Raw genomic sequence first — 24,815 nt, 5'->3', positions numbered from 1 at the left:
ATTTTAATAGCTGCCGCGAAGGAGTGGTATTACCTCACCTGTTTTTCAGCCTTTTCCCGTTCTTCCTCCTGTAGTTTCCGCCATAATATCTTTCCGCTGCTTGTCATAGGAAACTGTGTCCTGAACTCAATCTCCCTTGGATATTTGTAGGCCGCCATATGCTGTTTGGACCATTCTATTATTTCTTCTTCGCTTATTTCCCCCTCATACCCCTCATTCAGAATCACGAAGGCCTTCACGGATTCCCCTCTTTTTGGATCTGGAATACCAACGACCACCGCCTGCTGTATTGCCCGATGTTTGTAGAGATACGATTCCACTTCCGTTGGCCATACCTTGTAACCGGAAGCATTGATCATCCTTTTGACGCGGTCGACCATGAAGTAGTATCCCTCTTCATCGAAACGGCCTATGTCACCTGTCCTGAAAAACTTTTTGCCGTCTATGTCAATGAATGAATTCCTGTTTTCATCTTCCCTGTTGTAATAACCAACCATTACCTGCGGACCATTCACTATGATTTCGCCAATTTCTCCTGCACCCAGTTCTTTTCCGGTTGAAGGTTCAATGATTCTTGCATCAACATCAAAAGACGGGATTCCAAGGCATTGCATTTTTGGCCTATCAGGCGGGTTGAAGTGGGTCTGGGCAATTGTTTCTGAAAGTCCGTAGCCTTCCACAAACCTCAGGCCAGAAAGTTTGTACAGTTTTTCTCCAACTGCCTCAGGGAGCGCTGCGCCGCCGCCTGAAATCGAGGTTAACGTTGCGATATCCTCTTTTTTCAGTTTGGGGTTTGCAAGGAAGTCAACGATCATTGTTGCAATCGCCACCCAGTGCGTGCACCCTTGCGATTGAATCAATTCAACGGCTGCCTCGCGGTTCCATCTTGTCATGAGCACCATTGTGCTGCCTGAATAAATCGGCATATGCATGCTGTGGACCATTCCGGTCACATGGAACAATGGCAGCGTCGTTAAATGAACCGCACTGGTGGTAGAACTCGACCAGTGGTAGGCGCCGATTGTATTCGCCTGGACAGTTCGGTTCGTATGCATGCAGCCTTTTGGCAGTCCCGTTGTTCCAGAAGTATAGGGCAGCACAACAAGGTCACCTGCGCTGGTCGTATGCTTTCTGGGTTCATGCTTTGCCGCAATGGTTTCCTTCCAGAGGAAATGTCCCGGCTGTTCGTAAATCTTTCTTTTTGCCTCTGCCTCCGGAGGTACTGTTCCGTTAAAACGATTCCCTATATAATCTGAATAAGCGGCAACTACCACATTTTTTAATGGAGTTGTTTCTATAAGCGGCTCAACCTTGCCATAAAGCTCCTGGCCAACCAGCGCAGTATTAATTTCACAATCCTTGATATAAAAGCTTAGTTCTTCTGCGGTCAGCATCGGGTTGATCGGGACCACAACTGCGTCTGCTCTTGAAATGGCATAGAATCCAATCACAAACTGTGGTGAATTTTGCATGAACAACAGAACTCTTTCCCCTTTAGCAACACCCAGCTTCTGCTGGAGGAATCCTGCAAGCGCGTTGACCTCTTTATCAAGCTCCTTATAGGAAATTGTATTTCCATAATAGTAAATCGCGCTCTGGTCTGGATATCGGTCAGCACTGACTTTCAAATTTTCATAGAGTGAGGTTTCAGGCAATTTTAGTGACTTAGATATTTTAGGCCAATGTTCTAAATGAAGATTAGGCATCATCCATTCCTCCTTATTTTCTACTCAACTGGTTTAAGAGAACTTTGTTTTTTAAAAGCCGCTGCAGCGTCCTTGATTGCCTTCTTCCCGTCTGGCAAATATTCGGTCATGCCTAGGAAACCATGGAGCATACCCGGGACACAAACATATTCCGTCTCCACTCCGGCATTTTTCAGTTTGTTGGCAAAATGCTCGCCTCCATCACATAATGGGTCAAGCTCTGCCGTCATAATCAGAGCTGGCGGAAGCTTGGCAGTGATATCATCGGGAATCAGCATAGGTGCCGCCAGGGGGTTTAGGGTATCAGCTGGTGTGTTCAGGTATTGTTCACGGAACCAGTTCATTGTGGACTTCGTTAAATGGTAGCCTTCGCCGTATTTTTCGTAAGATGGAGTATACTCAAATCCTGTAGAAGGGTAAAACAGCATTTGGTAAGCAATCGACGGTGTCTGCCTTTCGACTGCAAGATAGCTGACAGCAGCTGCAAGATTCCCTCCTGCACTATCGCCTGCGACTGCTATAAAGTTTTTATCAATATTCAGCTCGTCAGCGTTTTCAAACACCCATTTAGCAGCTAGATATGAATCTTCTACTGCAACCGGGAACTTGCTTTCTGGAGCGAGACTGTAATTCACTGAAACTACTTTACATTCAGCTTCATTGGCTAATGTGTGGCAGAGGGCATCATGTGTTTCAATGTTTCCGATTACCCACCCGCCTCCATGGTAGTAGACAATGGCCGGAAACTGAGATTCACCAGGTCCTTTTGGTGTATAGACCCTGATATCTATTTCTCCATTAAACCCTTTTATTTTCCGATCTTCCGTTTTGGCCAGCTTTTCTGCTCTGCTCATTAGTTTTGCAGACTGTTCAAATCCCTTCCTGGCTTCTGCCAATGGAAGCTGTTCCAGCGGCGGAACAGGATTATTGGCAAACGCTTCGAGCAAAGCCTTTACTTCTGGTTTTAATGCCATACTTTCTCTCCTCCTTTTTGTGTAAGCGCTGTCAATTCAGACAGCAATGATCCGGTTTTTATCTAAAAGCATAGGGACCTTATTAAATATATTTTGCTGAGAAACGAATTCAATTTCCTTTTCAAATCCATGTTTGCTCAGCATCCGTCCGACTCGAGAAGCTTTTAAGATATCAACACTATTTTGATTGTGCCCATGGTAGAAACTATACGCAGCATAGGCAGAATCAGTTAGAAAAAACTCTTCGCGGAATTGCTTAATTAGGCAGTCAATAAAGCAGCCCGCTCCCTGGAAATCTTCGATATTGAATTCATTGGAGGACCCTGAGCAGACAACCACAATCGTCTCGCCCTGGTATTCTTTTAAAATATGTTTCGCAACTGCCTCGCAATTCAACAGGGATGCCGCATAAACCGCCTTCGCATGAGCAGAGTTTTTGAGAGCAACCGTTCCATTTGTAGTGGAGAGAATGACAGACTTCCCTGCAATCTTTTCCTTTAATTCCAGAGGGTTTGGCGAAAGGAACCCGTCAATTGTTGTCCCTTGATACTCTCCGACAAGAACGAAACTATCCTTTTCCTTGCCTTCAGCTTCCTGTTCAGCTTCCTTTCCATCGAGCACGGGGATGACTTCCCTGGCTCCAAACTCAAGAGCAGACGCGATAGTGGAAGTCGCAAGCAGAACATCGAAAACAACAGCGATTTTATTATCAGCCATTTTCTGTTTATCGATGTCTTCTTTTTTTAGCAAAAGGTGAACTTTCATCATCACCGAGCCCTTTCTGTTATTTTTTTTCTGCTGTGTAAAGAGAATATTGTATCAGGCTGCTGACAAATGCATCAAGGTGTGCAAACCGTGGGTCCCTCGTTTGTCCCTTTTTCCATCTGTAATAGATTTGCTGGCAAATGACAGCAAGTTTGAAATAAGCGAATGTTTGATAAAAGTTCATGTTGGCCAGGTCCCTGCCGCTTTTCCTGGCATAGTCCTCCAAAAATTCATCACGTGTCATAAAGCCGGGGGTCACCGTAACGGGCGGCTTTCCCATCCCTTTTTTCAAAAGATCAGAGTCGTCGGGTTCAATCCAGTAGCTCATCGCGACACCTAAATCGGCAAGCGGATCACCCACTGTAGTCATCTCCCAGTCGAACAGTCCTACCATTTCAGTCAATTCCTCATTGAACATAGCATTATTCAATTTGTAATCGTAATGGATAATAGCTGGAGTTTCAGATTCAGATACGTTTTTCAGCATCCATTGCTTCAGCTGCTCCACTCCTTTAACAATATCCGTTTCCGCCCGCTCATAGCGGCGGATCCAGCCAATGACCTGCCTTTCCATGAAGCCTTCTGGTTTTGTCATTTCCGTAAGTTTTGTCTTCTGGTAATCGATACTGTGCAGCTGGACAAGATGGTTGACCATCGTTTCAGACAATGATCTGCATATTTTATCAGTTGGCATGACGCCTTCGGGAAAATCGGTGTCAAGGACAATGCCGCGCTTTCTTTCCATCACAAAAAATGGACTGCCGATCACTCTTTCATCAGCGAACAAATAGGGCTCCGGAGCTGCTGAAAAATGAGGGCTGATTTCTTTTAGGATTTTATATTCTCTTTCCATATCATGGGCTTTTGGTGCCACAGGACCAAGTGGGGGACGCCGTAGGACCGCCTCCCATTCCCCAATCTTCAGCTGATAGGTTAAATTGGATTTTCCAAAGCTGAATTGCTCAATCGTCAGGTTATCTCCAGGAAGATTCGGCAATTGCTCCCTTAAGTAGTTTTCGATCACGCTGGTATCAAGTTCTTCTCCTTGTCTGATTGGAATCGTATCAGAAGCCATAAGTACCAGTCCTCCTTTAAGCTGAAATTTCTATTCTCGTTCAATGATCGTGGCGATACCCTGTCCTCCGCCAATACAGGCAGTGATAAGCGCATACCGTCCGCCTCTTCTTTCGAGCTCGTAAACAGCTTTCGTCACAAGGATTGCTCCTGTGGCTCCAAGAGGATGCCCATGGGCAATTGCTCCACCATTCACATTGACCTTTTCCATATCCATCTTTAGCTCCCTGTCACATGCAATGACCTGGGCAGCGAATGCCTCGTTTATCTCGATGATGTCCATGTCATCGAGCGTCAATCCAGACTTCTCCAGCACTTTCCTGACTGCAGGAACTGGTCCAATGCCCATTAGATTCGGATCTACCCCGGCTACTGCCTGCTCCCTTATGACGGCCATTGGTCTCACACCCAATTCTTGTGCTTTCTCCCTTGACATAACAAGTAATGCTGCCGCGGCATCATTCAGACCGGAACTGCTTCCGGCTGTGACAGTCCCATTCGGTAAAAACGCTGGCTTAAGTTGAGCCAGGGCATCCAAAGTCGTTTGCGGCCGTGGATACTCATCCTTGTAAAAAATGACCGGTGGACCCTTTCGGACAGGTATCGAGATTGGGATAATCTGTTCATCAAACCGGCCTTCACCCATCGCTGCCGCCATTTTTTGCTGGCTGGAGAGTGCGAATTCATCCTGCTCTTCCCTGCTAATTGCATATTTTGTTACGAGATTCTCTGCTGTGATTCCCATTGGCGGATCTCCGATTTCTTTAGGTGACAGCTGGGACTTCCTGAAATTTGGTGGCACAGGGCTATAGGGTCTTTCTGGTTTATCCATTAAATAAGGAGCCCTGCTCATGCTTTCGATGCCGCCAGTAACATAGATATCGCCCGCTCCCGACATAATTGCCTGGGCGGCAAGATTGACTGCATTAATACCTGACCCGCACTGGCGGTCGATCGTCAGGCCAGGCAATTCAAGGGAAAGTCCTGTTTGCAGCACTGTAAGTCGGGCAATGTTCCCACCTCCGCTGATGACATTCCCCATGATGACATCCTCAATCATTTCAGGCTGTACGTTTGCCCTCCTGATTGCCTCTTTGATCACCTCTGCACCAAACACATGGGCAGGTACCGTAGCAAGTGCTCCTCCCTGCCTGCCAATCGCCGTCCTGACTGCAGATACAATCACTGCATCTCTATTCATTGGAGCTGCCTCCTTTTACAGTACATGTGTCCCGCCATCCACAACGACTACATCACCAGTAATGTAATCAGACGCTGCTGCCGCCAGGAATACTGCTACGCCCTTAAGGTCCGTGTCAGAGCCGAATTTTCGTAATGGAGTTCCCTCAAGAATTGCCTGGCCACCTTTTTCCAGCAGTCCCTTTGACATCTTTGTCGGAAAGAAACCCGGTGCAATCGCATTAACATAGATTCCGCGCGGTCCCCATTTTGCTGCCAGGTCCTTTGTAAAAGTAATGACAGCCCCTTTGCTGGCGTTATAGCCAATTGCGTCCATTACCTTTGGATTGGAGCCTTTCAGTCCAGCAACAGAGGCAATGTTGATAATCTTGCCGGACCCTTGTTCCAGCATGACTTTCCCAGCCGCCTGGGACATTAAGAAAGTTCCTGTTACATTGACATTCAATACCTTTTGCCATGCTTCAAGCGGCATTTCCTCAGCCGGCGCTCCCCAGGAAGCTCCACTGTTATTGACAAGGATATCGATCCGGCCGAATTTCTCCACAGTTTGTTCTACTACGCTCTTCACATCTTCCGGATTGGTGATGTCACATTTAAGAGCTATGGATTCAACACCAATTCCCTTCAATTTCTCGCTAACTTCTTCACAGGCTTCGACCCGCCGTGAGCAAACTACGACATTGGCACCTGCTTCTGCGAAACCAATCGCGATTTGTTCCCCAAGGCCTCTTCCTCCGCCAGTGACAATCGCTACTTTTCCTTTAAGTGAAAATAATTCAGATACATGCATTGATGTCTCCTCCTTACATATATTTTTTCAGTTCGTATTTTGCAATCGCTCGTTTGTGTACCTCATCAGGGCCATCCGCCAATCTTAGAGTCCTGATATTCGCCCATGCCGCTGCGAGAGTGAAGTCATCACTTACACCTGCCGCACCAAATGCCTGGATAGCTCTGTCGATGATTTTCAGTGCCATATTAGGAGCAACCACTTTAATCATCGCGATTTCAGCCTTGGCTTCTTTGTTTCCTACCGTATCCATCATGTAGGCAGCCTTCAATGTCAGGAGTCTCGCCTGCTCGATATCAATCCTTGCTTCCGCGATCCACTCCTGGATGACACCCTGGTCGGCGAGCCTTTTTCCGAATGCAGTCCTTTGAAGAACCCGTTTTGACATCTCTTCCAATGCACGTTCGGCCGCGCCAATCGTTCTCATGCAGTGATGGATTCTCCCTGGTCCAAGACGGCCCTGAGCAATGGCAAAGCCTTTTCCTTCTCCCCATAGCATATTGGAGGCTGGCACTCTCACATTCTTGTATTCTATTTCTGCGTGTCCATGAGGCGCATGGTCGTACCCAAATACAGGCAGGATTCTTTTAATCGTTACTCCTGGAGTATCAAGAGGAACAAGAATCATAGATTGCTGTTCATGCTTCGGGGCATCTGGATCATTTTTACCCATCACGATCGCAATCTTGCAGCGAGGATCTCCTGCACCGGAAGACCACCATTTTGTTCCGTTTATGACATACTCATCACCATCACGGACGATGCTTGCCTGGATATTCGTTGCGTCGGAGGAAGCGACGTCAGGCTCTGTCATCGAGAAGCAGGACCTGATCTCGCCATCAAGGAGCGGTTTCAGCCATTGTTCCTTATGTTCTTCAGTTCCGTAACGGACGAGAACTTCCATATTTCCCGTATCAGGCGCAGCACAATTGAACACCTCTGGAGCGATGCTTGACCTTCCCATGATTTCACAAAGCGGTGCGTACTCAAGGTTGGTAAGGCCTTCGCCGTATTGGCTCTCAGGTAAAAACAAGTTCCAAAGTCCTTTCTCTTTCGCTTTATTCTTCAGCTCTTCCATAATTGGAGGAACTTTTGAAAAAGGGTCATTCTTATCTATCTGGTCTTTGTATACCTTCTCATTAGGATAAATGTATTCATCCATGAATTCAGTTAGCCTGGCCTGGTATTCCTTTACCTTCTCCGTATGGTTAAAATTCATCCATACCACCTCTTTCTTTTTTCATACTAACTAGTAGGTATGTTGGCGTGTTAATACTCTTTTTCAAGCTGGGCAGCTATTATGTTTTTCTGTATTTCAGACGTGCCCTCATAAATTCTTGCGATCCGAGCATCACGGAAATATCTTTCAACCGGGTAATCTGATATATAACCGAGACCGCCATGAATCTGCACTGCTTTATCGGCGACCCTGTTGTAAACCTCCGATCCATAGAGCTTTAGCATGGCAGCTTCCTTGATGACCTTTTGGCCGGAATCAACCATCCAGGCAACTCGGTATGTAAAAGACCTGAGTGCTTCGATCTCCACAGCCATTTCTGCTAGCATATGGCTTACTGCCTGGTGCTTGATAATCGGTTTTCCGAACTGGATCCTCTCTTTAGCGTAGGCAACAGACATGTCAAGGAGTTTCTGGCATGACCCCAGATTACGTGCTGCGAGGCCAGCCCTTCCATTGGCCAATATTTTCAACGCATTTACATAGCCTTGGCCTTCAGTTCCAAGAACATTTTCAACTGGAACCTCACAATCCTCGAACACCAATTCTGCTGAATGGGACCCCTTCAGGCCCATCTTTTTTTCTACTTTGCCAAGCTCGAAGCCGGGAAAGTCCTTCTCAACGATAAACGAAGTGATTCCCTTTGCCCCCTTTTCAGAGTCAGTTACTGCCATCACTGTAAAAACACTCGCCTCAATTGCATTTGTAATATAGTGCTTCAAACCGTTGAGTACATATTTATCGCCTTTTTTGACCGCTGTCGTTTTTAGGTTGACCGCATTCGAACCGGCATCAGGTTCTGTGAGAGCAAAGGCACCGATTTTTTCTCCGGCGGCCATAGCAGGCAAATATTTTCGCTTCTGCTGCTGATTGCCCAGCTCGACGATCCCGACTGTGCCAATCCCGGTATGCGCTCCAATTAATGTTGTATAGCCATTGTGCGTCTGGCCGATCTCCTCATACAGCGCACATTTCTCCACCATTCCGATACCGAGCCCGCCATATTCCTCCGGTATGCTTAATCCAAAGAGGCCCATTTCCCTGGAAAGCTGTATAATGTTTTGCGGAATTTTGTCCTCTTCTTCGATTTGCATCGCAACAGGCTCGACTTCACTCTGGATAAAATCACGGACATTTCTTTTTAACGCGAGTACATCTTCGTCAAAATCAAAGTTCACTTGGGTTTAACACCTCGGTTCTTCTTTTTGAATTAGAAATTCCAGATACAAGTAGTGAATTGGAAGTCGATATTCCTTAAAATCACGTTATATTCCTAAGTGGCATCCAATGCCCGTTATAGCAATAAACCCAGCAATTTTATGCCGGGTTTTTGGTTACTAAGAAGCATACCGATGATAGAGGACGTCTCCCTTAATGACTTCATTGCCATTTTGATTGACTGCCTTAACGTTGAATCTAAGGATGTTCGCATTTTCCTCAGCCAGTTCAGCCTGGAGAGTGACTACGTCATTCAGGAACACCATCCCTTTAAACCGAATCGTATAATCCTGAATGAATCCTTCCTCGTAAAAATCAGTGAATAGCTTTGCCAGGTTGCCCATTGTCCACATGCCATGAGCGATGATTCCCGGTAACCCAGCTTTCATAGCTTCATCATCGATTGTATGGATTGGATTGTAATCTCCTGAGGCATCAGCATATTTGATCAGGGTAATCCGGTCGACAGGTTCAAGCTGGACCTCCTTCAGGGATTCTCCTACCTTCAATTCTGCTAAACTGCTCATCCGATCAACACCTTTCTTACTGCTTCCGTGATAATGACAGTTTGAGTGGAGGAAAAAACTAGTTTTCCCATTTCATCCTCACCAAAGCTTTCTAATACAAGAAAGCCCATCTCCCCCTGAGTTCCTTTCTTTTCGAAATAATTTTTGATCACCGAGTAACAGGTTATTTCTTCCCCAACAAGCAAAGGTCGTTCGTAATGATAAGTCTGTTCGCCATGAATCAAGCCTTTATTAGGAAGATGCAGGCCCTCGATTGTTCCGTAATCAAAAACCCTCGGAAAAGTTGGCGGGGCTATATTCCTGTTATATCTTGATCTTTTGCCAGTTTCCTCATCAATGAAAATGGGATGAAGATCTCCGATTGCTTCGGCAAATTTCCTGACAGCGCCGCGTTCCACAATGTTTTTAACTTTGTTGGACTGTTTGCCAATATGCTCTTTGAACACAGGTTCTTCACCTCACATTAATTTTTTGGACCGCCAGCTACATAGATGACCTGGCCGTTGACAAAGGACGATTTTTCATCAGCAAAGAAGGCAACTGCATTGGCGATATCCGCAGGTTTTCCGCTCCTGCCGACCGGAATGCTAGCCACACTGTGCTTAATCAAGTCATCGAACGAGATTCCGATTCGAGCGGCAGTTTCTTTCGTCATTTCCGTCTCGATAAAACCTGGAGCGACTGAATTGGCTGTTATCCCATAACGTCCCAGCTCAATTGCGAGTGTCTTAGTAAAACCCTGGAGGCCTGCCTTTGCGGCTGCATAGTTTGCCTGGCCTCTGTTGCCAAGAGCGGAGGTGGATGAAATATTGATGATCCGCCCATATTTCTGTTCTACCATATACTTCTGAGCTGCTTTAGCAGCATTGAACGAACCTTTCAAATGGACATCCATGACTGTTTGCCAATCGGAATCTGTCATTTTGAACAGCAGATTATCGCGGATGACACCTGCATTGTTCACAAGGATGTCGACAGAGCCAAAAGTGTCATGCACCTCTTTCATTGCTTGTTCCACCTGTTCGGAGTCCGTCACATTTGCTACTTTGGAGAAAACCTCGTATCCTTTTTCACGCAGCTCACTTGTGGTTTCCGCCAACGCTTCCTCATTCAAGTCAATAAAAGCAACCTTCGCACCTTCCTCTGCGAAAAGTTGAACAATCCCTTTCCCGATTCCTCTGCTTCCTCCCGTCACAAAAGCAACCTTGCCCTCAAATCTTCCTGCCATTCTAGTTCCTCCTCTATCTATCACTCTGTTAACGCTTACAATTATCTATTAAACAAACTGGCCGATCTTCACATGTCCTTTCAAAAGGTCCCTGGCGATGATCATTCGTTGGATTTCATCCGTGCCGTCGTAAATTCTCCAAAGTCTTGCTTCACGATACCAGCGCTCGATCGGCAGTTCCCTTGTGTAGCCCATACCTCCATGAATTTGCATAACACGGTCCACAACCCTGTTCCCCATATTGGAACCATACAATTTTGCCATGGATGCCATATGCCTGTTATCTTCACCGGCATCCAGAGTATAGGCTGCATTGAGCACGAGCCATCTTGCGGCTTCGATTTCCACTGCGGAATCCGCGATCATCCATTGGATAGCTTGTCTTTCGGCAATCGGCTTGCCAAAAGTAATCCGTTCTTTTGAATAGTCAATCGCCATTTGCAGCAAGCGTTCCGCGGCTCCTATCGCCCTTGCACCAACAACCCATCTTGCAAATCCGATCCATTCCAGTCCCAGTTTATAGCCTCCATCTACTTCGCCCAGGATATTTTCCTCTGGTACACGGACGTTATCAAACACCAGTCCCGCCGGCCCCCATTCGCCCATCGTATGTATAAACTCTGATTTCCAGCCCATATCCCGGTCGACAATAAAGCAGGTCACCCCGTCACGGCCAGTGGCACGGTGCTTTTCTTTATCCGTGATCGCGATGACCATGACAAAGTCAGCCTCGTTTCCACCTGTAATAAAAGTTTTCTCACCGTTCAGTACCCATTCATTTCCGTCCTTCACAGCTGTCATTTTAATATTTCTTGTATCTGAGCCCGCTCCAGGTTCTGTCATCGCAAAGCATGATTTTTTCTCACCGTTGATGGTTGGAATCAGGTACTTCTGCTTTTGTTCTTCATTTCCATAGTAAAGAATGTTGTCTGCCGAACCGCCAAATTGGAAAGGCACGAACGTTTTCGAAACTTCCATCAGGACGATGGCCATCATCATCTGGCCCAAATCGGCACCGCCATATTGTTCTGGTGTATTGATCCCCCAGAAACCTGCTTCTTTAGCCTTCATCTGCAATTCATTCATTTTTCCGGGAGGAAGGCTTGGCCGTCCTTCTCTCTCATTTCTTAAGACTTCATTTTCGAGCGGCATTAATTCTTTTTCCACAAATCTGCGAATCGTTTTTTGCACCATTTTTTGTTCTTCTGTAAGGCGTAAATGCATACTTGTCACTCCCATCCTATACTTGAATTCTGATAGTCTATTAAAAATATATGTCATAACTTCTCATTACATACCTACCGGTTGGTATGTTAGTTTTATTTTAGATTGAACTTTCTGAAAAATCAAGTAATTTATAAAAAATGCAGGGAAATCTCCCTGCTAAAAATGAGGTAAATGATCGAGATTGTTTTCCTTAATTCCATCTGGCTCGCTCCTCAGAATATCGCGGCCGTATTTATGGAATACATCAACGTGTGCAAGCTTGCCCGCTTTTGCTTCAGACAGCGCTGAAACATAATCGAGCTCTCTCCCGCTCTCAGTTTTAAAAGCAATCAGGTCACCATCATCATTTTTTCGTACGGCAACGATTTGCTCTTTTCCTGGTTGCGGTGAGTTTGCTTCCAGCTCTGCCTGCCCCTGGCTTTGTTCCTTGTATTCATTGTAAATCTGGTTATAATCTTTACTTTCCATAAAAACACCTCCCGAACATATGTTTAGTGTTTGCTAAAGGGAGGCTTTTATACAAAAAAAGGGTGACATTAAGTCACTCCTCAAAAAGGCTGCCATGCCAATGTTCTGGCCTTATTAAACCGCTGCTCTACTTCTTTCCAGTTGACGACCTTCCACCAGTTTTCAACATATTTAGCCCGTTCGTTCTTATACTGCAGATAATAAGCATGCTCCCAAACATCCAAGACAAGTAAAGGGACAACATCCCACTGGGTTAAGTTTTGATGCTTTTCAGCCTGGAGGATTTCCAACCTGTGGGAACGAGGTGACCAAACAAGAATTGCCCAGCCAACTGCTTCAACATTTTTGGCGGCTTCTGAAAAATGTTTTTTGAATCCATCAAAGCTGCCGAATGAATCGTTGATTGCTTTCCCGAGCTGTCCCTTTGGTGTGCCGCCGCCATTTGGGCTCATGATGTTCCAAAAAATTGTATGGAGATAATGGCCGGCTCCATTGAAGGCTGCTTCTCTTTCCCAATGTTTAATCAAACCGAAATCGCCTGTTTGTCTTGCTTTCTGCATTTCTGTTTCTGCCTTGTTCAATCCGTTTACATAGCTCTGGTGGTGCTTTAAATGGTGAAGTCTCATTATCTGCTGATCAATCACAGGCTCAAGCGCATCATAAGCATAAGGCAACGGAGGAAGTTTGTGGCCGCCTATAGGAACAGGCTGAAGTCTCTGGCCTTGCTGCCGATCAATTTCTGATCCAGAGCCATATAAATATCCCGCAAGCTCGTCATATAAGCTTCTAGCTTGAGCATATAGTGCTTCATCATCCATGGAATTTTCGGCATGAGCTTTCAGTGTCAGAAGATTTGCTTCCCATTGATTTAAGGCGGTTTCATCAGCGGAATCTCTAAGTTGCCCTTTTACTGAAGTCCATTTCGCTTCCATCTCCCTGCACCATTCCAGCAATGAATACCTGAACCAATACCCATTCATCTTAATCCCTCCCAAAACTGCATCCATAATCAAAATATGAATAGACTTGGTAGGTGATTACTGTATTTTGGATAAAGGTTTACTTTGCTGCGAGAAAAAAGTTTATAATATGAATTATGCGAAGATTTTTATTTGAGAGGAGTTTTATTATGGCATACCCCAACACAGATGAAACATTAAATTTATTGCAGGAATTGGTCAGTATCCCCAGCCCTTCAGGAAATACAAACGAAGTCATTACATATGTAGAAAATTATTTGAACGAATTGCAGGTTGAAACAAAACGAAACCGAAAAGGAGGTTTGATTGCGACTCTTCCTGGCAAGGATCAGCTGAACCACAGAATGCTGACTGCCCATGTGGATACTCTCGGAGCGATCGTAAAAGAAATCAAGCCGAGTGGACGTCTTAAGCTTGATTTGATTGGCGGCTTCAAGTATAACTCCATCGAAGGTGAATACTGCGAAATTGAAACCTCCAGCGGCAAAAAGTTCACCGGTACTATTTTAATGCACCAGACCTCTGTCCATGTATACAAGGATGCTGGAAAAGCAGAACGCAATCAGGACAACATGGAAGTGCGCATTGATGAAAAAGTACATAGCGCAGATGATGTCAAAGCACTTGGAATTGAAGTTGGAGATTTTGTATCGTTTGATCCGCGCGTTCAGACTACTCCTTCAGGATACATAAAATCACGCCACCTTGATGATAAAGCAAGTGTCGCCATCTTGCTTCAATTAATCAAACAAATGAAAAGCGAAAACATAGAACTGCCTTACACTACACACTTTTTAATTTCTAATAATGAAGAAATTGGCTATGGCGGGAACTCGAATATCACACCGGAAACCGTAGAGTATTTAGCAGTCGATATGGGTGCAATGGGTGATGGCCAGTCAACGGATGAGTATACAGTCTCCATCTGCGTAAAGGATGCGAGCGGCCCATATCATTACGAGCTAAGGAAAAGGCTGACACAGCTTGCGATTGACAATGAAATCGGCTACAAACTCGATATTTATCCATTCTACGGATCAGACGCATCTGCTGCTATCCGATCAGGGCACGACATCATCCATGGACTGATTGGACCGGGAATTGACTCATCACACGCATTCGAAAGAACACACAAGGATTCTATCGAAAACACAGCGAAACTCTTGTACCATTACGTACAATCTGAAATGGTATTGTAAAAGTAAAAAGGTGATCACCTGCTTAATGAGGTGATCACCTTTTTGGTAATTATTGGTGTGTAGGTACGTATAGGTGTTAGCTGCCAGCCATAATTGGCAACAAGAAGTGCTGCTTTTACCGAAAAAGGGCTTTCCACTGAATTACGGGCAAAGCAGAGTGATTGCTTTTACCTAAAAAGAGCTTTCCATTGAATTACGGGCAATGCAGAGTGGTTGCTTTTACCGAATAAAAGCTTTCCACCAAATTACAGGCAAAGCAGAGTGGTTGCTTTTACCGAAACAAAGCTTTCCACCAAATTACGGGCAAAGCAGAGTTTGCTTTTCCTAAAAAGGGCTTTCCACTGAATTACGGGCAAAGCAGTATACTTGCATTTACCCAAGTTACCATCACCATCGATTTTCGGACACCTACGCAATTTCTCCGTTTTCTTATTTCACAGCTTCTTCGGTAACCGAGCCAAATGGCCAAGCAGGGAGCATATTGGACAATGGCTTATCAACACGATAACCTAAAGCGTACTCTCCTTGCATGACTGTGTGGATTTCTCGAGTTCCTTCATAAATGACGGGCGCTTTGGCGTTACGCAGATACCGTTCAACCGGGTATTCGTTGGAGAAACCATAGGCTCCATGGATTTGGACGGCATCATTTGCAGCTTCATAGGCATAGTCGCATGCCTGCCACTTGGCCAAAGAAGTTTCCCTGGTATTTCTCTTCCCCTGATTTTTCAGCCAGCCTGCACGGTATACCAGCAAACGTGATTGTATGAGGCCTGCTTCCATCCTGGCGATCATTTGCTGGACAAGCTGGTGCCTGCCGATTTCTTTGCCAAAGGTGCTTCGTTCATGACAGTACTTCACACTGGCCTCAAGGCTTGCCATGATTGTTCCGCATGCACCCGCAGCTACTGTAAAGCGTCCATTGTCCAGTGCAGACATTGCAATTTTAAATCCATCTCCCTCCTGTCCCAGCAAATTTTCTTTTGGAACCTTTACATTATCAAAGAAGATCTCACCGGTATTTCCGGCCCTAATACCCAACTTCCCTTTTATGGCTTTAGAGGAGAAGCCTTCCCAGGTTCTTTCCACTATAAAGGCAGAGATGCCATGGTGTTTATTGCTTTTATCTGTATAAGCAAATACAAGAAAATGATCAGCTACATCACATAATGAGATCCATGTTTTTGATCCATTGAGTACGTAGTGATCTCCTGCATCACGCGCCGTTGTCTGCATTGCGGCCACATCCGAACCTGCGTTAGGCTCGGTAAGCCCGAATGCTCCAACCTTCTCTCCTTTTGATTGGGGAACGAGATATTTTTGCTTTTGCTTCTCGCTTCCCCATTGGAGCAATGTCATGCTGTTAAGCCCGGTATGGACAGAAACCGCAGTCCTGAAGGCTGTGTCGCCGCGCTCAAGTTCCTCGCATACAATCGCAAGGGAATTGTAGTCCATTCCGCTTCCTCCATATTGCTCTGGTATACAAACCCCCATGAGCCCCAAATCGGCAAGCCTTGTTAAAATACTGGTTTCGAAATGCTGTTTCTCATCCCATTCTTTTATATTTGGCAGGATCTCCTTATCTACGAAACTCCTCACAGTTTTTCTCAAAAGCTCTTGTTCCTCAGTAAAGTCAAAATTCATCTTCTGTGAACACTCCTTTATAGTCCTAATCTGTTAGGAACTGTAAAAAGAGGGTGAACCCCGTTCGGTTTCCCCCTCTAAGTATATTATTTAACCCCAATCGGCACGACCTGCTGGCCGATAGCCTGAATCAGTTCTTTTGGCATCGGGAAGGATACGGCCGCAGGGTCCTTTGCAACGGCACCCGCAACCCTTTCCAGATCTTCCTCGGTCAGGTTGTATTCTGTAAAGTCTGAAGGCAATCCAGTCTTATGCTGAAGCAGCCGCAATTTTTCAACGACTTTAGCCAGGACGGTCTCATTCTCCTCATCGGCATCAAGGTCTATTCTCAATGCAGCGGCCAATTCTTTTACCTTCGGGAGGTACAGGCTTGGTACATATTCCATTACTACTGGCAGGAAAACAGCATTTGCCAGTCCATGAGGGATTCGGAATAAAGCGCCATATGCATGGGCGAAATTATGCACCGGAATGGCATTCAATGCAAAACTGAATGCGGTGATTCCCATTAGGCTCGCCTGCAGCATTTCCATTCTCGCATCAAGATTGGAACCTTCTGCAACTGCAAGTGGGAGATTTTTTTCTATCAGCCTGATTGCATGCAAAGCATGGGCATCAGTCAGTGCAGTAGCACTCGGTGAAGCAAATGCCTCGATTGCATGAGTCAAAGCATCAAAACCGGTAAAAGCCGTGATTGCCGGCGGCAGTCCTACAGTCAAGTCCGGATCCAGCACAGCGATATCAGCGCTGAGAAAAGGATTGATGATATTGCCTTTCATCTGTATATCCTCATTGTAAATGACTGCAATCGGCGACACTTCTGACCCTGTACCCGCTGTTGTAGGAATGGCGATATGTGGAATTGGAATATACGTCGCCTTTGGAAACTGCTCAAATAAAAAGCCGCCGGGGATTGCTTCCTTGATGTCGGTTAACCCTTTATGCATGGCATATTTTACTCCCTTAACTGTGTCCAGCACACTGCCGCCTCCGACAGCAAGCAATCCGTCAGCCCCCACTTCCCTCGCATATCGGAGAGCTTCATTCACTGAACGACTTTCAGCATCCTGGGCTATGTCTACATAAATCCCTGCCAGTTCAGGTCCAGTTCCTTTACTGGTCAACTCGAAAATCTGGGCGACCTTGTCTGCTACTCCGGCTTTTTCCAGCCCCCTGTCGCTAAAAAGAACCACTCTCTTAGACCCTAATCCCTTGAACAAATCAGGTACCATGGCTCGAGAATTTGACCCACTGTAAATTGCCGAACGCAGGGAGAACTGTGATAATGTTGTCGTTTGCATCCTTTTCACCTCATTAGAATTTTTTATTATTCAGCACTGTCAGAAAGCAGCAAACCATACCATGTACGCTTATGTGCTTCAGGGACAAAGGAAGTGTGGACATGCTTGACTTGAGTATATGCATCGAGTGAATGCTTGCCCATCTCGCGGCCGATTCCGCTCTGCTTGTATCCGCCAAATGGAGCATCATTGCGCAGCATATGCCAGTCATTGATCCAGACGACACCAGCCTGCAGCTTGCGGGCAACCTCATAAGCTTTATTCACATCCCTGGTCCATACGCCGGCAGCAAGACCATAAATGGTATCATTCGCCATCTTGATGGCATGGTCCAAATCGGTATATCGAATCACAGATAAAACAGGTCCGAAGATTTCTTCGCGGGCAATTTTCATGTCATTGGTTACATTTGTGAAAATCGTTGGTTCAATGAAATGTCCATTTTCACAGCCAGCAATCTTTGCTTCCTTCCCGCCGCAAACTAGGGTTGCTCCCTCTGCTTTTCCAGCTTCGATATAGGATAAAATCGTCTCTTTTTGCTTTTTTGAAATAACCGGACCGACATCACTTGCTGGGTCAAGTGGATTTCCTAGCTTTATTTTCCCGGCAAGCTTTACAAGATTCTCAACGATTACATCATGTAAATGATCCGGAACAAACAGCCTCGTTCCTGATTCACAAAGCTGTCCCGAATGCAAAAATACGCCAAACAGGCTTCCTGGCAGGGCTAAGCTTAAGTCGGCATCTTCGAGAATGATGTTAGGTGACTTGCCGCCAAGCTCGAGAGTCGTGTTCTTTATTGTCCCTGCTGCAAGCTGCATCACCTTTCGGCCCACTTCAGTCGAACCTGTAAAAGCAACCTTATCAACTTTTGGGTGACTTGCCAGCTTTTCTCCAACTTCTGCACCTGGTCCAGTCACGACATTGATGACTCCTGGTGGAACGACCTGTGAAATGATTTCTGCTAGCTTCAATGTTGACAATGGAGTGTAGGTCGCTGGTTTCACCACAATCGTATTCCCCATCGCCAGTGCTGGTGCGATTTTCCACGTCGCAATCACCATTGGCAGGTTCCAAGGAGTAATCGCTGCGCAAACTCCTATTGGCTCGCGCCAGATAAAATTATGTGCCGGTCCCGGGAATGGCGGACTTGGAAGAGTTTCAGAGAATTCGTATTCTTCAACGAACTTGGCCAAAGTCTGGAACAAATCGACCATTTGTAAAATATCGTTTGCGCCAATTCTTCTAACTGTACCCCCGGAACTGACGGCTTCCAGATAAGCAAGTTCCTCAGCATTGGCAGCTATTTGATAGGAAATCGCATAAAGAACCTTCGATCTTTCCTTCGGGTTCATATCCTTCCATTCCGTTTCATCAAATGCATTACGTGCAGCCTCAACAGCCCTGTCCACATCGGATGCATTCCCTTTTGCCACTCGTGCCACAAGCTCTCCAGTCGCAGGATTAAAGACATCAAAGGTTTCCTGGCTGTCCGCTGCTTCCCATTTTCCATTAATGAATAACGGGAACGTTTTTACATCTACATTTACTGTCATTTTGCGTCCTCCTTTAAATAATTTTTTTGGGGTTAAACCCCTTAATGGTGATCGTTTTTCAATATTTGCACTTGTCTTAGCCTACTTGCTTGAAATTTTAGTTTTTTCCACCTTTTTTTCGGTTCGAAATCATTAATCCGACCACATTTGTGATTTATTCGACCACATTTGTGATTTATTCGACCACATTTGTAATTAATTCGACCAGATATTCGATTAATTCGATCGCATTTTCATTTATTTCGACCAACTAGCTATTATCGCTAGTAGTTGTCCTTATAAAACTCCCATCTCAGTCTCTGAAACTCTATAAACCTCTTCAATCCGTTTGCCCCTTGCACGTGAAAGGATTTCCATCCTTACAGACAGCTGTTTCATGGTAAAATTCATTGTATCTTCAATCTGGTTTCCAAAAGTGCTTACATCCTTCCCTTTGAATCCCTCCTGGTTCAGGCGGATGGCAAGCGGGGTGAGTTCCTGCATCTTCCCTTCAACAAACTCGTACAAATGTGGATGCTCACAAATCAGTCTTTGCAGCAGGAAGGTTCCATAGCCAATATGCCTTGATTCATCTCTTTTTAAATTGCCGATCCCCTTGAGCAAACCTGGCATCAGACCAAGTGTTTCAAGATTTTGATAGAATGAGTAATAGCCCGTTTCAGCAAGGACCCCTTCTACGAACATATTGTAAACAGTGGCTGCTTCGGCTATGGCTTCAGGTGATTGGTCAGTAAGCAATCGGTCCATCGTTGTTGGAAGAATCTCATAGAAAATCCTTTTATACGTTTCTGTATGGTGTCCTGATAGATCACCTGTTTCCCCTAGCGCATTCAGGACTAGCCGGAAAAACTCTGTATGTTTGGCTTCTTCAAACAAGAAGGTAGTTAAAAACATCTCCTCCTCAAGCCTGCCTTCCTTGGCAATAGCCATGATCAGAGGCAGCAAATCGAGGGTAACGGCTTCCTCACCAGCCTGGAACTGTGAAATCAGGCGCAGAATATCGTTTTGCTGTTCGGCGTCCAACTGTTTCCAGTCTTGTTGATCCTGAGTAAAATCAATGTCAGCAGGGTTCCAGATTCCAAATTTCTTCGCTTTTTGGTATAGCCGGAAAGGAAAGGAATCTATCTGCAGTCCCCGCTTGCTGGTTGTTAATATTGTTCTTTGTTCCACTTGCAGTCCTCCTTATATTGTGATGATAGTAGCAGCTGTTTCTCTTAGACGGGTCTTGAGGATCTTGCCGACTCCATTCCGTGGCAAAGTTTCCATAAAAACAATCCGTTTCGGTGTTTTGTTTTTCGCCAGGTGGTCCTGGCAGTAATGGATCAGTTCTTCTTCCATAACATTGTATCCGGCCTTTTTCACGACACATGCGATGATTTCCTCACCCATCGCTTCATCAGGCACCCCTACAACAGCGGCCTCTGAGACAGACTCATGGGCGTTCAGCAGCTCTTCAATATCACGTGGGTATACATTAAAACCTCCCCTGATGACCAAGTCCTTTTTCCTGTCGACAATATAGAGATAGCCTTCGTTGTCTACTTTGGCCATATCACCGGTGAAAAGCCAACCTCCCTTGATTACCTTGTTTGTTTCTTCACTGTTCTGGTAGTATCCCGGGGTAACATTGTCACCAGAAACAATCAATTCGCCAACCTCTCCTGGAGGAACTTCACTTCCCTGATCATCAACGATTTTTATGCTGACACCTGGAAGAGGAATGCCGACTGAACCTGGTTTTATTTCAATTTTTTTATTATGCGCTGTTACGATTGGGGCTGCTTCTGATAACCCATAGCCCTCAAAAACCTTCGCGCCAAACTTCTTGTTAAAACCGTTCAGTAGCGCAATGGGCAGCGGAGCCGAACCTGAGCCAATCCACTCAAGGGAGGATGTATCATATTGGTCGGCTTTTGGGCTGCCAACCATGGCATGAATCATCGCAGGCACTGCGGAGAAAGCTTTTACCTTAAAAGTCTCAATTGCTTTGAAAATTTCCTCTGGGTCAAACCGGGTAAAAACAACAACTGAACTTCCCGTTATATAGCACGTATTCGATATGGTAAGACCATAAACATGTGCTAACGGCAGGACGCCAATCGTAACGCCTCTTTCGGTTTCTGCGGAGTTGACTGCATTGGTGAAGAGATTTTTGTGGGTCAATAGAACGCCTTTCGGATTTCCAGTCGTTCCTGAGGTGTATAAAATCACTGCGACATCGTCTTCATTTGAATTGTCCTCGGTAACAGCTAAATCGGGAGACATGAGATCATAAAGATTTATCATTTCGTCACTGCCAGGAAGATCTGCAACAACCAGGATTGGTTTGACTTCAAGGCCTTCGATTGCCTTTCTCATATTTTCTGCTGTATAGGAAGATGCAATGACAACTTTAGCTTCGCAATTTTTGATGATGTATTGTATTTCTTTTGTGTGAAGGGTGAACATAATCGGAACAATCACTGCGCCGCTCCTGGTGATTCCTTGATAAGAGTAAATCACCTCTGGGTTATTTGGCATACAGACGACAATCCGGTCCCCTTTTCCCACACCGAGCTTATGGAGACCATTCGCAATTTGGTCAGCATAAAGCTTCGTTTCAATGTTTGTATACTGCTGGTCTTTATAATAGATAAATGGGTATTCACCGTAATGACTGATATTATTTTCAAGCAGATCTTTCAGCTTCATTTAATCCACTCCTGTTAAAAAGTTTAAGAAGCTATGGCAACTATCAGATCAGTTTGTAATAAATAATTGAGTCTCTTTCCTCTTTCATCACCTCATTTCGGGCTTCCATCAAATCAAGATGACCTTGTATTTGTGAGAGTCCAAGAAAAACAATACCGCCCTTCAAGTGCGGGTAGACTGCCCGGCATATTTCAAAAACATTTTTATCGCCCTCTTTTAAGACCTGCCGAATTTGCTGGCAGCGTGCATCCTGCTGAGACAATCTTTTATCAATGAGTTCTATATGCTGTGAAAAAGGTTTTCCATGCCCCGAATAACAGGTTCCAAGCTTTCTCCCCCTTGAACGAATCAGGGATTCCCTGTATTGGATCAAGGGAGATGGACGATGCTTCTCTCCTGGTACAGGAGGTTCGATAAAAGCGTTGACTGCCAGTTCCGGAATAATATGGTCCCCGACAAATGTAATTCCCTGCTCCTCATTAATCAGAAGGATATCTGTCTGGCTATGGCCAGGGACATGCAACACACTGTATGATTTTCCACCTATGTAAACATCATCACCTTCGCTGACAAAATGGACATCCTTCCAAATTTCTTCCTTGTATTTTCGCGGGTGCTGGTGAACGGAAGGATCAGCACCACATTCCTTTAGGAAATCATTAAAAAACTGATTGAGTCTAATAAACTCAGTTTCTCCTCCTGTAACTACTGGCCTGGCAAGCTCATGTACATAAACGGGGAGGCTGGCTTCCTGCTGGATCAGGCTGACTCCTCCACAATGGTCCGTATGCATATGGGTGACAATGATATGATCAAAGTCTTTAAACGTCAGATTGTGCTCATTTAATAGAGATTTAAGCTGGTAAAAGGATTTCTCGCCTGGGTTGCCTGTATCTATGAGTGTTGCTGATTCACCAATAACTGCATACACGACAACGATTCCTTCAGAAAAAGGCGAATCCAGCGTAAGCGGTATAATTTTTTGGATAGGTCTTCGCCCCTTTCTATTAGAATCTGATTCTGCACCTGAGAACTGTTTCTAGGAAACTACCTTTGCCGGAGCGCCAGTGAACAGTCCGGCAGCATTACCACCGAGCATTTTATCAATTTGTGTTTCAGATACTCCATTTTCCCTAAGCTGTGGAAGGATATTGTTGAAAATATGTCCTGGCTGCCAGTTTTCCATGATTTTCGCGGCTTGCTCCGGCATAACAGGCGGGCGGCCTAACCAGATATTCACAGTATCATGCGCCAGTAAAATTTGATCTTCGTATCCATCATTAAGTAAAGCCAATAATGTCTGTACCCGTTCCTGGTCAAAAGGAGCTCCAACCATTCCCTGGATGCCAAAACGGTCCAGTCCGACCCTTACTCCCTGATCCATTACCTGTTTATGATATTCAGGGTCAGTGTTTCCACACATATGGCCGATAATGATTTTTCCCGGATCTGCTCCATTCTCGATTAACAGCCTGACCTGTTCAGGTCCCATTGTACCTTCCTGGGTGTGTGTGAGGATTACTGCGCCAGTTTCCTGCTGTACACGGGCACCTGCACGGAAAAACATTTTTTCATACTCTGTGATTTCATCCTTACTTGAAGCGAGCTTGATCACCCCAGGCTTGATTCCGGAACCTGCGATTCCTTCCGTGATCTCTTTCTTGAACATTTGATAGATTTCCTCTTCTGCTGTCCCCAGAGCCTGCCGGAACTTAAAGTACGGGGTTGCCCCTTCGCCTTCGTAATAGTAGCCGGTCGCACAAATTATCTGGAGACCAGTCACTTCAGAGATTTTCTTTAAAAACTCCGGGTTCCTTCCACATTCATTTGGTGTCGGATCCACGACTGTCTTCACGCCAAAGCTCTGCATATACCTGGCAATGTTGATTGCCTCTTCAAGAGCTGATTCCTCATTAAAAGCACCCAATGTTACATCTCCCTGGAAACCAGGATATCCAAAGATAAAGTGCTCATGAATCAGTGTCTTTCCCAATTGCTCTGCTTTGATAGGACCAGTTACTGTATTAATAGTTGCCATTCAGCACACCCCTTATTAAGGTTTTAGAATCAACTTACCCTTCGTCTGCCGTGATTGTAAAAGCCGATGGACTTCTGCTGCCTGCTCGAGTGAGAATACTCCTCCAATTGTCAGCTTTAATTGTCCCTTTGATAAATAACCAAGCATTTCAGCCATACTTGATTGAATCAATGCTGGTTTCCTCATGATTTGTGGCAAGAAAAAACCGATGACTGACTGGTTCCTTGCCATCAAGGATGATGGATAAAAGCGGCTCTGCTCCCCACTAGCCACTCCATAGATAACGAGTCGACCAAATGTGCCAAGACATTTAAGCGTTTTGTTGAAAATCTCGCCGCCTGCCATTTCGAGGGCAACATCGACCCCTTTGCCGCCAGTCGCCTCAAGAACCTTTTCTTCCCATCCTTGTGCCGTATAATTGATCAGGACATCAGCTCCCATATCAGCGGCCAATGCCAATTTATCATCTGTGCTAGCAGTCGCTATTACTTTGCTTGCTCCTGATAGCTTGGCAAGTTGGACAGCCAGCGTACCCACTCCTCCGGCTGCAGCATGCACTAGAACGGTTTCCCCTGCTTCCAGGCGTCCCATCGTTTTCAGAATATGATAAGCACTCAGACCTTGAAGCGGGAGTGCCACCGCCTGCTCAAATTCCATCTTCTCCTGTAAAGGAATCAGTCCACGGCTATCAGCCAGCGCAAACTCAGCGTAACCTCCAGATTCAATCAGGGTAACCACACGGTCTCCTGCCTGAACATTTGTGACGGATTCTCCTGTTTCTACTACTACTCCCGCAATCTCTGCACCAGGGATAAACGGAAGTTTTGTTGGAACAACATACTGTCCTTCTCTTCTTGCAGTGTCAGCATAGTTGACCCCAATCGCATGAATTTTGATTAATACCTGATGCCCTTTAGGAACTGGGCGTTCCAGCTCTACTACCTGAAGAACCTCCGGACCGCCATATTCTTTCAGTTGAATTGCTTTCATGA

At 45.4% G+C, this 24,815-nt stretch carries 23 protein-coding genes; 1 reads left to right on the top strand and 22 read right to left on the bottom strand.

Annotated elements, in window-relative coordinates:
* Window positions 1-29 precede the first annotated feature (29 nt).
* The 14 genes from LGO15_RS12810 to LGO15_RS12745 form a co-directional block, all read right to left on the bottom strand.
* The gene (locus tag LGO15_RS12810) at window positions 30-1,706 is read right to left on the bottom strand and encodes a long-chain fatty acid--CoA ligase (protein WP_226087886.1); all 1,677 of its coding nucleotides are present in this window, start codon (window positions 1,704-1,706) and stop codon (window positions 30-32) included.
* Between the two features lie 20 nt (window positions 1,707-1,726).
* Window positions 1,727-2,680 carry an alpha/beta hydrolase gene (locus tag LGO15_RS12805; RefSeq protein WP_226084978.1) on the bottom strand — a complete coding sequence of 318 codons (954 nt, stop codon included), beginning with the start codon at window positions 2,678-2,680 and terminating at the stop codon, window positions 1,727-1,729.
* A 36-nt stretch (window positions 2,681-2,716) separates the two neighbouring features.
* A complete protein-coding gene (locus LGO15_RS12800; protein ID WP_226084977.1) occupies window positions 2,717-3,448 on the bottom strand; it encodes a 2-phosphosulfolactate phosphatase in 732 nt (243 codons plus the stop codon).
* A gap of 16 nt (window positions 3,449-3,464) precedes the next feature.
* Window positions 3,465-4,520, bottom strand: a complete 1,056-nt coding sequence (locus LGO15_RS12795) for a phosphotransferase family protein (protein WP_226084976.1) — start codon at window positions 4,518-4,520, stop codon at window positions 3,465-3,467.
* Between the two features lie 30 nt (window positions 4,521-4,550).
* Complete coding sequence (locus LGO15_RS12790) at window positions 4,551-5,720, bottom strand: thiolase family protein (protein WP_226084975.1); 1,170 nt, start codon at window positions 5,718-5,720, stop codon at window positions 4,551-4,553.
* A gap of 15 nt (window positions 5,721-5,735) precedes the next feature.
* The gene (locus LGO15_RS12785) at window positions 5,736-6,509 is read right to left on the bottom strand and encodes an SDR family oxidoreductase (RefSeq protein ID WP_226084974.1); all 774 of its coding nucleotides are present in this window, start codon (window positions 6,507-6,509) and stop codon (window positions 5,736-5,738) included.
* 13 nt (window positions 6,510-6,522) lie between these two features.
* Window positions 6,523-7,728 (bottom strand): acyl-CoA dehydrogenase, encoded by a 1,206-nt coding sequence (locus tag LGO15_RS12780; protein WP_226084973.1) that lies wholly within the window; start codon window positions 7,726-7,728, stop codon window positions 6,523-6,525.
* 50 nt (window positions 7,729-7,778) lie between these two features.
* Window positions 7,779-8,924 (bottom strand): acyl-CoA dehydrogenase family protein, encoded by a 1,146-nt coding sequence (locus LGO15_RS12775; protein ID WP_226084972.1) that lies wholly within the window; start codon window positions 8,922-8,924, stop codon window positions 7,779-7,781.
* A gap of 159 nt (window positions 8,925-9,083) precedes the next feature.
* Window positions 9,084-9,491: a MaoC/PaaZ C-terminal domain-containing protein gene (locus LGO15_RS12770; RefSeq protein WP_226084971.1), complete on the bottom strand. Its 408-nt coding sequence runs from the start codon at window positions 9,489-9,491 to the stop codon at window positions 9,084-9,086.
* Window positions 9,488-9,937, bottom strand: coding sequence for a MaoC family dehydratase N-terminal domain-containing protein (locus LGO15_RS12765; protein ID WP_226084970.1), 450 nt, complete (start codon window positions 9,935-9,937; stop codon window positions 9,488-9,490). Before LGO15_RS12765 ends, LGO15_RS12770 begins: the two co-directional genes overlap by 4 nt.
* A 17-nt stretch (window positions 9,938-9,954) precedes the next feature.
* Complete coding sequence (locus LGO15_RS12760) at window positions 9,955-10,719, bottom strand: beta-ketoacyl-ACP reductase (protein ID WP_226084969.1); 765 nt, start codon at window positions 10,717-10,719, stop codon at window positions 9,955-9,957.
* A gap of 48 nt (window positions 10,720-10,767) precedes the next feature.
* Window positions 10,768-11,943: an acyl-CoA dehydrogenase family protein gene (locus LGO15_RS12755; RefSeq protein WP_226084968.1), complete on the bottom strand. Its 1,176-nt coding sequence runs from the start codon at window positions 11,941-11,943 to the stop codon at window positions 10,768-10,770.
* A 159-nt stretch (window positions 11,944-12,102) separates the two neighbouring features.
* Entirely contained in the window at window positions 12,103-12,414 is a 312-nt protein-coding gene (locus LGO15_RS12750) for a DUF3892 domain-containing protein (protein WP_167830788.1), read from the bottom strand.
* A gap of 80 nt (window positions 12,415-12,494) precedes the next feature.
* Window positions 12,495-13,394, bottom strand: a complete 900-nt coding sequence (locus tag LGO15_RS12745) for a superoxide dismutase (protein ID WP_226084967.1) — start codon at window positions 13,392-13,394, stop codon at window positions 12,495-12,497.
* A 149-nt stretch (window positions 13,395-13,543) separates the two neighbouring features.
* Between LGO15_RS12745 and LGO15_RS12740 the strand changes: the two genes are divergently transcribed.
* A complete protein-coding gene (locus LGO15_RS12740) occupies window positions 13,544-14,593 on the top strand; it encodes a M42 family metallopeptidase (RefSeq protein WP_226084966.1) in 1,050 nt (349 codons plus the stop codon).
* Between the two features lie 429 nt (window positions 14,594-15,022).
* Here the strand turns inward: LGO15_RS12740 and LGO15_RS12735 are convergent, their stop codons facing one another.
* The 8 genes from LGO15_RS12735 to LGO15_RS12700 all read right to left on the bottom strand — a co-directional run bounded on the left by LGO15_RS12735 (window position 15,023) and on the right by LGO15_RS12700 (window position 24,813).
* The gene (locus tag LGO15_RS12735) at window positions 15,023-16,237 is read right to left on the bottom strand and encodes an acyl-CoA dehydrogenase family protein (RefSeq protein ID WP_226084965.1); all 1,215 of its coding nucleotides are present in this window, start codon (window positions 16,235-16,237) and stop codon (window positions 15,023-15,025) included.
* Between the two features lie 86 nt (window positions 16,238-16,323).
* On the bottom strand, window positions 16,324-17,538 hold the full coding sequence (locus LGO15_RS12730; RefSeq protein WP_226084964.1) for an iron-containing alcohol dehydrogenase: 1,215 nt from the start codon (window positions 17,536-17,538) through the stop codon (window positions 16,324-16,326).
* A gap of 26 nt (window positions 17,539-17,564) precedes the next feature.
* Window positions 17,565-19,094, bottom strand: a complete 1,530-nt coding sequence (locus LGO15_RS12725; protein ID WP_226084963.1) for an aldehyde dehydrogenase family protein — start codon at window positions 19,092-19,094, stop codon at window positions 17,565-17,567.
* A 276-nt stretch (window positions 19,095-19,370) separates the two neighbouring features.
* Window positions 19,371-20,264 carry a R2-like ligand-binding oxidase gene (locus tag LGO15_RS12720; RefSeq protein ID WP_226084962.1) on the bottom strand — a complete coding sequence of 298 codons (894 nt, stop codon included), beginning with the start codon at window positions 20,262-20,264 and terminating at the stop codon, window positions 19,371-19,373.
* 12 nt (window positions 20,265-20,276) lie between these two features.
* A complete protein-coding gene (locus tag LGO15_RS12715) occupies window positions 20,277-21,785 on the bottom strand; it encodes a class I adenylate-forming enzyme family protein (RefSeq protein WP_226084961.1) in 1,509 nt (502 codons plus the stop codon).
* Between the two features lie 43 nt (window positions 21,786-21,828).
* A complete protein-coding gene (locus LGO15_RS12710; RefSeq protein ID WP_226084960.1) occupies window positions 21,829-22,716 on the bottom strand; it encodes an MBL fold metallo-hydrolase in 888 nt (295 codons plus the stop codon).
* 108 nt (window positions 22,717-22,824) lie between these two features.
* The gene (locus tag LGO15_RS12705; RefSeq protein ID WP_226084959.1) at window positions 22,825-23,823 is read right to left on the bottom strand and encodes a phosphotriesterase family protein; all 999 of its coding nucleotides are present in this window, start codon (window positions 23,821-23,823) and stop codon (window positions 22,825-22,827) included.
* 15 nt (window positions 23,824-23,838) lie between these two features.
* Complete coding sequence (locus LGO15_RS12700) at window positions 23,839-24,813, bottom strand: quinone oxidoreductase family protein (RefSeq protein WP_226084958.1); 975 nt, start codon at window positions 24,811-24,813, stop codon at window positions 23,839-23,841.
* Window positions 24,814-24,815 lie beyond the last annotated feature (2 nt).

Origin of the sequence: Mesobacillus sp. S13 (genome assembly GCF_020422885.1) — a bacterium.
Lineage (GTDB): Bacteria > Bacillota > Bacilli > Bacillales > Cytobacillaceae > Mesobacillus > Mesobacillus selenatarsenatis_A.
Note: the sequence above shows the minus strand (reverse complement) of the source record. Positions and strands in the feature narration are given on the sequence as shown.